The following is an 11,987-nucleotide window of genomic DNA, read 5'->3' as shown; positions in this document are numbered from 1 at the left end:
TGAGGAAAGTACATCATATTTCTTGTGTGGTTGCAAAAAACGTCGTACCTTTGCAACGTCAAAAGAAAACAAGAGTTCTTCAATAGAAGCATAGAAAACAATACAGAGGTATTAGTTAAGGTATATAAAGATTGATTGATTTAGGTTTTAGTTAGAGTTAATAGTTAGTTAGAATTTGGTTTTAGGTTTATTAGTTAAATTGGAGATAGGTATTTCTAAGGTGTTAGAAAAGATTTGTTAGTAAGGATAACAAAGACGCAGTGGTGACACTCCGTTTTTTCTCAGAAAAAGGTTTTTAGTTATTCATAGATTGTTGGTGCCGCCCTCGAGTCGTTGATGACCCTTGAGCGGCTTTTTTTTGCTATCTACTAAAACAATTATTAGAATTAAGCTTGCTTAAGTTTCAACTTATCAGCCCAGCTTCCCTTGAACAACCGCACAAGGAAGATAACACCACGGAAGGTAAGTTCAATGGCCATAGCCGTCCATACACCCTTCAAGCCCCATTTGGGCGCCAGTGTAGCAGCCAACGACAAACGAACAGCCCACATAGAACCCAAACTCATAATGGCAGGAATAATTGTATCTCCTGCACCCACGAAAATACCGTTGACTACAATGGCAGCGGCAAACATCGGCTCGGCCCAAGCCTCGATGCGCAGAACCTGGGCACCCAGAGCTATCACTTCATCAACAGGCGACATGATAGCCATCAGCTGTGGTGCAAAAGTCCACATCAGCACGCCCATCAGCGTCATTACCACAATACCTAAACCAACCGACATATGGGCAAACGAGCGTGTAAGCTGTTTCTGTCCTGCACCTATACCCTGCCCCACCAGCGTAGTGGCAGCCTCGGCAATACCAAAACCAGGCATATAGCACAAGCTCTCAACCGTAATAGCCAACGAGTGGGCAGCAATAGCAATCGTACCCAATGGTGCCACAATCAGCGTACTCACCATCTGAGCTGATCCCATCAGCAGATGCTGCAAGCCCATGGGCGCTCCAATCCGGAAAGCAGTTCCAATGGTATCAGCCTTTGGTTTAAACGAACCAGGACGTCCTACCAACGAGAGCATCTTTGAACGCACCAGCAGGAAATACAGCATCAGACTAGCTGTAACCAACATAGCCATACCTGTACCGATGGCTGCTCCCATCACCCCTAAACCCAGGATATAGATAAACAGGTAATTGAATACCACATCCATCACGCACATACCGATATTCAGCATCGAGGGAATCTTCATGTTACCCGAACATTTGAGCATAGAACCAGCCAATCCTTCCATCTGGAAAAAGATACCACATGCTCCAAAAATACCGAAATACAACGAGGCATCGCGGGCAATCTCGGCCGTTCCTCCCATCCAATAAGGCAGGAACGGACTGATAGCCACAGACGTGATGGAGATTAGCAACGCCCACACCAAACAGCACACCAAAGCCTGACGCAAGACGCGACGGGCTGCCTCAAAGTCGTTAGCACCAATAAAATGCGCCACCTGCACCGAGAAACCCATATTTGCAGCCGAAGCCAATCCACCCAGCAACCAACCAGTAGTTTCCACCAGTCCGATTGAAGCCGATGCCTTGGCACCCAGATGACCTACCATCGAGGCATCGATAAAAAACATAATGGTGGCTGATATCTGCGCCAGGATCGAAGGAATACTCAAACTAACTATCAACCAAAGTTTTTCTCTTTGGCTCATCTCACGTCCTTCACGGATGTATGAAAGTAGTAGTTCGCTATTCTTAACCTTCTTCATGTGTCAGTTATGTCTGTTGTTAAATGAAAAAAGGATGTGACCGAAATCACATCCTAACTTGTTTTCGTGGGCGTTGACGGATTCGAACCGCCGACCCTCTGCTTGTAAGGCAGATGCTCTAAACCAGCTGAGCTAAACGCCCTCATTTCTTGTAAGCGGGTGCAAAGGTAAGAAGATTTTTTGAGACCACCGCATATTTTACAAGAAAACTACCAAAATTTAACTTTCATTCACGTTTTAACCCAATAAATGCTCAATATCGCCCTGTGGAAGTATGCAAAGTATGGCTTTTCCGTCGGGAGTATAGTTGACGTTCGAGCACGAGAAAAGATCGTTTATGATGCTCTCAATCTCATCATTACTCAGTATTTGACCGTAAGGTATGGCCGCACTCTGAGCTAAGCGCAGTGCCAAAGCGGCATGAATGGCCTCTAGCGAATCGGCAGCACCTGTTGACGACAACATATCGTGCAGCAGATTCTGGGGATTAACACCTTCGAGCCCAGCAGGAATACCATTCACGGCATAGGTATTACCACCTAAATCACTCAGGTCGAAACCATAAGCAGTAAGTTCAGGCAACAGCTGCTGCATGGTAACACCCTCTGACGGCGAGAATGTCACAGTTTCTGGGAAAAGCATTTTCTGGGTACTGATAACATGACCGTCATGCTGACTCAGGTAACGATCGTAAAGTATACGGATGCTGGCACGATGCTGATCGATAATCATCAGTCCTGATTTTACTGCCGTCATCAGGTACTTGCCTTTATACTGGTAGTGAGCAGGCGACTTCTCAGAGAGAATCTCGGTAGCCGACTGTGGTGCCACAACGTTATCATCGTCAAAGAACGAAGGCTGCTGTACAGGCTCCTCACGGAACGAGCCCTGTTCTAATCCCTGATACAAGCTCTCCCACTGATTGGGCACATTACCGGAACTGCCACCGCTACTCTGCTTAAATGGGTTGTAATCTGGATTATAGTTCACCTTAGGCGCAGCAAAACTATCCTGGAAAGTGTTGTTGTTATTATCAAACAAAGGAATATCAGGCTGCCCCTGAGTATCGAAATCAATCGAAGGCACCTCGCAGTACTTGCCGATGCCATCACGAACAGCTGCCGACAGAATCTGCCAGATAGCCTGTTCATTCTCAAATTTGATCTCGGTTTTGGTAGGATGTATGTTCACATCTATCTCGCCTGGCTCCACCTCAATATATAAGAAATAAGGTATAGCCATGCCTTCGGGCACCAAACGGTCGTAGGCCTTCATCACAGCCTTGTGAAAGTAAGGATGCTTCATAAAACGACCATTAACAAAGAAGTAGTCGCACCCAGTTTTTTTGCGGGCAGCCTCTGGTTTACCTACAAAACCAGAAACCGTACACATGGCAGTATGTACCTCAACAGGTACCAGATCCTGGTTATACTGCTTTCCAAACACATCAGCAATGCGTTGGCGTACTGAGCCTGCACGCAAGTTAAGCATCTCTACCCCATTATTATGCAAGGTAAAATGGATATCGGGATAAACGAGTACGATACGCTCGAAAGCTGTCAGGATATTATTCAGCTCGGTAGCATTCGTCTTCAGGAACTTACGACGCGCAGGCACATTGAAGAACAGGTTATCAACCTTGAAATTACATCCCACAGGACAGGAAACCGGCTCCTGTCGAGTGACCTTCGACCCAGCAATCGAGACCTTGGTTCCTATCTCATCTTCCTGTCGACGTGTTTGCAGTTCAACCTGTGCCACAGCAGCAATCGAAGCCAAGGCCTCGCCACGGAATCCCATGGTATGCAGAGCAAAGAGATCATCAGCTTGCGAAATCTTCGAGGTTGCATGACGCTCGAACGACAAGCGGGCATCAGTCTCGCTCATACCCTTACCATCGTCGATAACCTGAATAGAGGTACGACCAGCATCCACCACAATCACATGGATGGTCTTAGCACCTGCATCAACAGAATTCTCAACCAGCTCCTTGATAACAGAAGCCGGACGCTGTATTACCTCACCAGCAGCAATCTGGTTAGCAACACTATCGGGAAGAAGATGTATTAAATCCATTTTTCAGTCTTAGTTTTCTACGCTTTTCTTTTCACGCCAATTGAAAATGTCGTAGCGATTCATTGGGCGCACGTAGTTGTACCACGCAAAGCCTGGCAGATGCTTACGTTCAATAGGGATCTGATTTAGCGGATACATCGTACCACTGCTCTTAGGCGTCCACACCTTTTGCAGTTTACGGTCTTTCAGGAACATACGCAGTTCGGATGTTTCCTGATAGTTATAGATAATAGCTACGCTGTCGCCCTCCTCAAAATAATAGCCTATCAGCACATTACCTTTGGCTTGAGCTTCGTGAATGGCACCATCAATAAAGTAGGCAAACATCTCTTTCGACGACACCTGATTATAAAGCGTCGTATCGCTACGTAGCTGTTGTATCGAGAAACAGTTATCGATAACATGGGCGTGATCAATCAGCGAATCTTTCATAAACACCTCGATACGATCACCCACCAGTTGCTGGTTATTGTTCCACACGATAGGATCATGATAGAGGGTCATACACGAATCGAGCGAGTTATAGATAAGTGAATCACAAACGGCTTGCACATCGTTTCGGAATGCACGTACATGATGGAAAGCAAAAATCTTGCGATACACCGAATCGGTTTCAATATTATAAGTCACCACCTTAAACGTATCGGCATGCATAAACAGCGAGTCGCCCTGCGAGTAGTCGATGGCAACAGCACTATCCGTACACATGGCGAAACCTGTGTTCTCGTAGTACTCGCCATAGTTACCAGTAAGCTTATTCTTATTCACAGAATCCACATACACCACATTGCGGAAGGCCTGACTAAAGCCCTGTTTACTGTCGTAATACACGCTATCGCCCACCATCATCTTTCCTTGATTAGAGAGCACCGATCGGTTCATCAAACGGGCACGGTCGTTCTTGGTATCATAATAGCCTTGTTCGGAATAGATATGACTCTCGCCCGAGGTGATATTAGATGGACCAACAATATGAGCCATCGACAAACGGGTATCGTAATAAAGTGTATCGGTAGTGAGGAAGAACTTGGGACTCTTCATCTTCACATCGTAGTTGAATACCGACATTTTGCTCTTGGTATTATACTCTCCCCAGTCGGATGTGAGTGTGGTCTTACCATCGATCATCTTTCCGCCCTCAAAGAAGTAGGCGTTATCATACAAACGATCGTAATCAAGACTATCGGTATAAAGGGTGGTCTTCTTGTGCTTCAACACTACATTATAACGGGCACGCGCCATCTGCTCGTTACCATCGTAATAAGCGTAGTCACTCAATAGCGAGAGCGTATCGCCCTGATACATCTTAACATGTCCGAACGCCTCGAACGAATTGCTGGCCTCATAGAAATAGGCACTATCGCAATATAATCGGGCACCCTGATGCGTAAAATGCACCTTACCATTCAGAATAGTGGCATCAGGATTTTTCAGCTGGTCGTAATGCAACACATCGGCATGCACCAGATACACACGTGTATCCTTTGCCTTAGCTGCTTTTCGTGCAGCAGGACGACGACGCTGCTGCTTTTGCTGGGCAAATGCAGAAACGAAGCCAACCATCAGAACGATGGACAAGAATAGGAGTGTTTTACTTAATCCAACCTTCATATTCGAAATTACAATCCTTGTAATCGTCGTTCAGTCGGGTATAAGTACTCTTGATCTTATCTACTACCCACTGATGAATACGATCCTCACGACGCTTATTCAGCACCACGTCCTTCATAATCTGGAAGTCCTCGGTTACTGAGGCCTTATGACCATCGGTACGACTCTTCAGCTTAGCAATCACGCACACGGTCTTACCACGCTGGTTAATCATCTGGAAGGCATTCGAGATTTCACCAACCTTCAGCGTATCAACAGCCTTGGCAATCTCGGCAGGAAGATCCTGCATACGGAACTTAGATGAGGTTTTACCTGTACGCATCTGATCGGTACTCAGCAGACCCTTGGCATTACGGGTTTCCTTATCGTCAGAAATCAGCGAAGCAGCATCCTCAAAGCTGAACTTCTCGGCACGCAGGTCGGCTGCAATAGAATCCAGACGACCCAAAGCACGGTCAACAGCTTCCTGCGATACCACTGGCTTACGCAGAATATGACGTACGTTCACCTTATCACCACGCTTCTCAATCAGCTGGATGATATGGAAACCGAACTCCGACTCAACAATCTTCGAAACCTTTTTAGGATCGGTAAGATTGAAAGCTACAGCGGCAAAGGCTGGGTCAAGGGTACCACGACCCATCAATCCGAGTTCACCACCACGACGAGCCGAACCAGGATCCTCAGAATATAACTGGGCCAAAGTCTGGAATCGGGTTTCACCCTTGTTTACACGCTCTGTATAGTTACGCAGCTCATCCTTTACACGGTTCAGCTCTTCCTGTTCGATTTTTGGAGTAAGCTGCACAATCTGTACCTCAACCTCGGTAGGAACAAAAGGCAGACTATCCTGTGGCAGGGCACTGAAATAGCGACGAACCTCAGCAGGTGTTACGGCAATATCCTCAACAAGCTTCTGCTTCATTTTCTGTACCATCTGACGATCTTTCATCTCCTCGCGCAGGTCGGCACGAATCTGTGTCAGGTTCTGGTGCTTGTACTCCTCGAGGCGCTCACGTGAACCATCAACCATCTCGAGCCAGTAGCTGATCTGCTGCTCTACCTCCTGTGCCACATCGGCATCGGTCACCTCAATACTATCGATCTGAGCCTGGTGTTTGAACAGTTTCTGAACTGCAATCTGCTCTGGAATAGTGCAGTCGGGATTACCACTCCATTTTACACCTTCCATAGCCGACTGCATACGCAGGGCTTCAACATCCGAACGGAGGATGGCTTCATCGCCAACCACCCATACCACTTCGTCGATGACGGTACCAATAGAATCCTTCTTCTGGGCAGTAGCTACCAAAGGTAAGGCCAGAAGCGCCAGTGTCATTACTTTCTTTATAATACTCATAGATGTTTATTTACAGTTTTCAATACTTCTTGATTCACTTCTACCTGATAGCGACGGCGTAAGGTGTCGACCCACTCCTGCTCCAGGTAATCCTGCAGATCCTCAACCACTTGCTGACGTACGTCCTCATAGTTATCCGGGCGCTTCAGTTTCTTGCCAAATACTGCATCGATGGGATAGCTAGCATTACTAGTACTACTAGCCCTGCTAGATTTACTAGTATTTCCAGTTTTAAACACTAGCCTGTCGATGGTCTCATTATCACCTGGTTTGAACAGACCTTTCTCCACTCGGATGCGGATCACAGAATCGGGGTTAAAGGTAGTACGCAGAGCCTCTGTCCACTGATCGAAGGGCAGATTCTTTACACATCGCTTTACAGCCTTTACATCTTGCTTGTTTTTCACGTGGTAGGCAATACCGCGGTAACGGGGTTCCTTCCATGTGTATTTCTTTTTATGGGTGTCGAACCAAGCCTTCAGTGCAATCTCGTCGTTCTGGGCTTTGCTCCACACCTCGCGGTTGCTGATTTCGTAAAGCAGCAAACCGTCGTGATACTCTTTAAACAGATATTTCAGCTCACTGTTGACAGCAGCCACCGAATCGGCTTTTTGCTGCATTACATCACTGGCCTTGAGTTTGCCTGACGATGCTGCCACACGGTTACGCAACTTCATGTCGGCTATCTCGTTACGGATACCATGACGCTCAAGCGATGCAACGATGCTCTGTTTCAACGAGTCGAATGGTTCCAGTTGCTTACGCTCTTTCATCAAGATGATATGATAACCAACTGGACTCAGGAACGGCTGACTCAACTGACCTGGTGCCAGCGAATAAGCCACATCCTCGAACTCCTTCAGGGTTTGCGAAGGGGCTATCCAAGATAAGTCGCCTCCACGTGCAGCCGAACCAGCATCTTCAGAAACCTTCTTGGCCAATTCTGCAAAATCGGCTCCTGCTTGCAGGGCACGATAAACAGAATCGATACGCTGGTGAATCTTTTCCTGTTGCTGAACGGTAGCTTGCGTCGACAACTTCAATAGGATGTGTGCAGGACGTACCAATCCTTTCGAGCCTATCATTGCCTGAGTGCGATCGTACATCTGTCGGGCCTGATCAAGCACCTCGGCATCGGTCACCATTGTTGGACGTACCTGCTGGTCGCGATACATCTGATACTCCTGACGGAACGACGACAATGTATCGAGTTTAGCATCAAGAGCAGCAGCCACCTTCAGCTTATAATTTATAAATAAGGTGACATACTCATCCACCGACAACTTGTCGATGACCCCTTCACCGTTGTTCTTATTGTACGAATACTCGAACTCCGAACGAGAAACAGGAACACCGGCCACGGTCATTACAACCGGGTCGGTAGTCTGTGCCAATGTTTGCTGCGAGGTTATCGCAGCAAACAATGAAAGGGCTATGGTGAGTTTTCTCATCATTAATCGTTTGGACGGCTGTAGTTAGGAGCCTCACTGGTGATAGTGATATCGTGTGGATGCGACTCATTCACACCGGCATTGGTAATGCGGGTAAACTTGGCATCGTGCAACTTCTCGATAGTCTGGGCACCGCAGTAACCCATACCTGAGCGCAAGCCACCAACCATCTGATAAATCACCTCCTGAACAGTTCCCTTATAAGGTACACGACCAGCGATACCCTCTGGTACAAGCTTCTTCACATCCTTGGTGTCGGCCTGGAAATAACGATCCTTTGAACCATGCTCCATAGCCTCGAGCGAACCCATACCACGGTAGCTCTTGAACTTACGTCCGTTATAGATAATTGTATCGCCTGGGCTCTCCTCGGTACCAGCCACAAGTGAACCGATCATGACACAACTACCACCGGCAGCAAGTGCCTTTACGATATCGCCTGAGTAACGCAGACCACCATCAGCAATCAAAGGAACATTAGTTCCCTTCAGGGCACTGTACACATCGTAAACAGCACTCAGCTGAGGCACGCCAACGCCGGCAACTACACGAGTAGTGCAGATTGAACCTGGGCCAATACCAACCTTTACTGCGTCGGCACCATTATCAACCAACATCTTAGCAGCAGCACCTGTAGCAATATTTCCTACCACGATATCGATATTGGGGAACGAAGCCTTAGCTTCGCGCAACTTCTCGATCACACTCTTTGAGTGTCCGTGGGCTGTATCAATTACAATGGCATCAACACCTGCGTTAACCAGAGCCTGCATACGGTCGAGGGTATCAACGGTTACACCTACACCGGCTGCAACACGCAAACGTCCCTTATCATCCTTACAAGCCATGGGCTTATCCTTTGCCTTGGTAATATCCTTATAGGTAATCAGACCTATCAAACGGTTATCCTTATCCACAACGGGCAGTTTCTCAATCTTGTTCTCCTGCAGAATCTGTGCTGCAGCAGTCAGATCGGTCTGCTGATGGGTGGTTACCAGGTTATCCTTCGACATGATTTCCTCAACGGGACGGTCCAAGCGACGCTCAAAGCGCAGGTCACGGTTGGTTACGATACCCACCAGATGGCGGTCGTCATCAACCACGGGAATACCACCGATATGGTACTCCGACATAATCTCGAGGGCCTGAGCCACTGTGCTTCCCAATGGGATAGTGATGGGGTCGTAGATCATACCATTCTCGGCACGCTTTACAATCGCTACCTCGCGTGCCTGGTTGTCTATCGACATGTTCTTGTGAATTACTCCGATACCTCCCTCACGAGCGATGGCAATAGCCATCTGGCTTTCGGTTACAGTGTCCATAGCTGCCGTTACAAAAGGAACGTTCAGCTCAATGTGCTTCGAAAAACGGGTTTTCAGCTCCACCGTCTTGGGCAGCACCTCCGAATAAGCGGGAATCAACAGGACGTCGTCGAATGTCAGACCGTCCATCACAATCTTGTCTGCAATAAATGATGCCATAATCTTTATCTCTTTTTAATTCTTCAAATCTTCAATTCTTAGTTCGCCATCTCCGAAATGAACTTAATGCGTACCAGTCGGATCTCGTCTTCCGAGTAGTCCTCGCCAAGCTCTTCCTCAGCCACACTCAGCTTATCGGTTTCGCTCTCGGCAAAGTAGTCGTAGATATCATCTACGTGATCTTCATCCATTACCTCCTCAAGGAAGTAATCAATATCCAGTTTGGTACCGCTATAAACAATAGCCTCAACCTCGTCGAGCAGTTCCTCGAACTCAATACCCTGTGCTTCAGCGATATCGTCGAGTGCTATCTGACGGTCGATACTCTGGATAATCTTAACTTTCAGCATTGACTTTTTAGCAACGGTACGCACGCGCATGTCAACCTGTCGTTCAATCTCATTCTCTTCGCAGTAGGCCTTGATCAGGTCTACAAACTCCTGAGCATAAGGCTGTTTAACCTTACCTTCACCCACACCCTGGATACACTTCAACTCCTCAAGGGTAATAGGATAGTCGGTTGCCATCTGGTCGATCGACACATCCTGGAAGATAACGTAAGGTGGACGACCTAACTGCCTCGAGACTTTCTTACGAAGGTCAAGCAACATAGCCGTCAGCACGGGATCGAGAGCGCTTAGTCCACCCTCCGGATCGGCCGACTCATAGTCGTCGTTAAACTCAACATCCTTCACGATCATAAACGATTTGGGGGCCTTAATAAACTTCTTACCAGCGGCAGTCAGTTTCAGTAGTCCGTAGTTCTCTACCTCTTTACGCAGGTAGCCAGCTATCAACGCCTGTCGGATTACTGGATTCCAAATCTTCTCATCGTCATCGGCTCCAGCACCAAACAACTCCTGCTCGTCATGATGATGAGCTAAGATCTCTTCAGTAGGTTTGCCGATAATAAAGTCAATAACATAGTCCGAGCGGAAGTTCTCCTTGATAACCTGAATCGTCTTCAGTACAGTAACCAACTGTTCCTGTGCCTCAATCTTGGTCTTGGGATGCAGACAGTTGTCGCAGTTACCACAGTTGTCCTTCTCGTAGGTCTCACCAAAGTAATGCAACAGCATCTTACGGCGACAAACCGACGTCTCGGCATAGGCTGCGGTCTCAACCAACAGCTGACGACCGATATCCTGCTCGGCCACAGGTTTACCCTCCATAAACTTATCGAGCTTCTGCAAGTCCTTATACGAGTAGAAGGCCAAGCAGATACCCTCGCCACCGTCACGTCCGGCACGACCAGTTTCCTGATAATAGCCCTCCAACGACTTAGGTATGTCGTAGTGGATCACAAAGCGCACATCGGGCTTGTCGATACCCATACCAAAGGCGATGGTAGCCACAATCACATCGATATTCTCCATCAGGAACTCATCCTGAGTGTTCGAACGGGTATTCGAGTCAAGTCCGGCATGATAGGCAGCAGCCTTAATACCATTCACACGCAGGATTTCGGCCAACTCTTCTACCTTCTTTCTCGACAGGCAGTAGATAATGCCGCTCTTTCCGGGGTGCTGCTTAATGAACTTGATAATATCCTTATCTACATTCGCAGTCTTTGGACGTACTTCGTAATACAGGTTCGGACGGTTAAACGAGCTTTTGAACTCAGCAGCATCCACAATACCAAGGTTCTTCTTGATATCAGTACGAACCTTATCGGTAGCAGTAGCCGTAAGCGCAATGATAGGTGCCTTACCTATTTCATTTACGATAGGACGGATTTTACGATACTCAGGACGGAAATCGTGACCCCACTCTGAAATACAGTGAGCCTCATCGATGGCATAGAAGGATATCTTAACCGAACGCAGGAACTCTACGTTCTCCTCTTTTGTCAACGACTCTGGGGCAACATATAGCAGTTTGGTTCTACCAGCCATAACGTCCGATTTCACCTGATCAATCGCTGCTTTGTTCAGCGAGGAGTTCAGGTAGTGGGCAGTGCCCTCGGTTTCGCTCATGCTGGTAATCACGTCTACCTGATTCTTCATCAGCGCAATCAGCGGCGAAATCACGATGGCTGTACCCTCCATCAGTAGCGAGGGCAACTGGTAGCACAATGATTTTCCACCGCCTGTTGGCATCAGCACAAAGGTATCGTTACCATCCATCAGGTTCTGGATAATACGCTCCTGATCGCCTTTGAATGTGTCGAATCCAAAGTACTTCTTCAGGGCTGCTGTGAGATTCATCTTTTCGCTCATATATTATAGTT

At 47.4% G+C, this 11,987-nt stretch carries 7 protein-coding genes and 1 tRNA gene; all 8 read right to left on the bottom strand.

From position 1 onward, the window contains the following. Window positions 1-386: 386 nt before the first annotated feature. The gene (locus T500_RS0105575) at window positions 387-1,775 is read right to left on the bottom strand and encodes an MATE family efflux transporter (protein WP_028907296.1); all 1,389 of its coding nucleotides are present in this window, start codon (window positions 1,773-1,775) and stop codon (window positions 387-389) included. Between the two features lie 67 nt (window positions 1,776-1,842). Continuing rightward, window positions 1,843-1,917 (bottom strand) — tRNA-Val (locus tag T500_RS0105570). A gap of 95 nt (window positions 1,918-2,012) precedes the next feature. Continuing rightward, a complete protein-coding gene (gene mutL / locus T500_RS0105565) occupies window positions 2,013-3,851 on the bottom strand; it encodes a DNA mismatch repair endonuclease MutL (protein WP_028907295.1) in 1,839 nt (612 codons plus the stop codon). Between the two features lie 9 nt (window positions 3,852-3,860). Further along, window positions 3,861-5,462: an OstA-like protein gene (locus tag T500_RS15250; protein WP_230580859.1), complete on the bottom strand. Its 1,602-nt coding sequence runs from the start codon at window positions 5,460-5,462 to the stop codon at window positions 3,861-3,863. Then, window positions 5,443-6,822, bottom strand: a complete 1,380-nt coding sequence (locus T500_RS0105555; protein ID WP_028907294.1) for a peptidylprolyl isomerase — start codon at window positions 6,820-6,822, stop codon at window positions 5,443-5,445. The genes T500_RS15250 and T500_RS0105555 overlap by 20 nt, the downstream gene beginning before the upstream one ends. Beyond that, on the bottom strand, window positions 6,819-8,273 hold the full coding sequence (locus tag T500_RS0105550) for a peptidylprolyl isomerase (protein ID WP_028907293.1): 1,455 nt from the start codon (window positions 8,271-8,273) through the stop codon (window positions 6,819-6,821). Before T500_RS0105550 ends, T500_RS0105555 begins: the two co-directional genes overlap by 4 nt. Window positions 8,274-8,275: 2 nt before the next feature. Continuing rightward, a complete protein-coding gene (gene guaB, locus T500_RS0105545; RefSeq protein WP_028907292.1) occupies window positions 8,276-9,757 on the bottom strand; it encodes an IMP dehydrogenase in 1,482 nt (493 codons plus the stop codon). A 38-nt stretch (window positions 9,758-9,795) separates the two neighbouring features. Further along, window positions 9,796-11,976 (bottom strand): DNA helicase RecQ, encoded by a 2,181-nt coding sequence (gene recQ / locus T500_RS0105540; RefSeq protein WP_028907291.1) that lies wholly within the window; start codon window positions 11,974-11,976, stop codon window positions 9,796-9,798. Window positions 11,977-11,987 lie beyond the last annotated feature (11 nt).

It is taken from the genome of Xylanibacter ruminicola Ga6B6 (assembly GCF_000687715.1).
GTDB lineage: Bacteria > Bacteroidota > Bacteroidia > Bacteroidales > Bacteroidaceae > Prevotella > Prevotella ruminicola_B.
The sequence above is the reverse complement of the archived record's forward strand: the minus strand, read 5'-3'. Positions and strand labels throughout refer to the sequence as shown.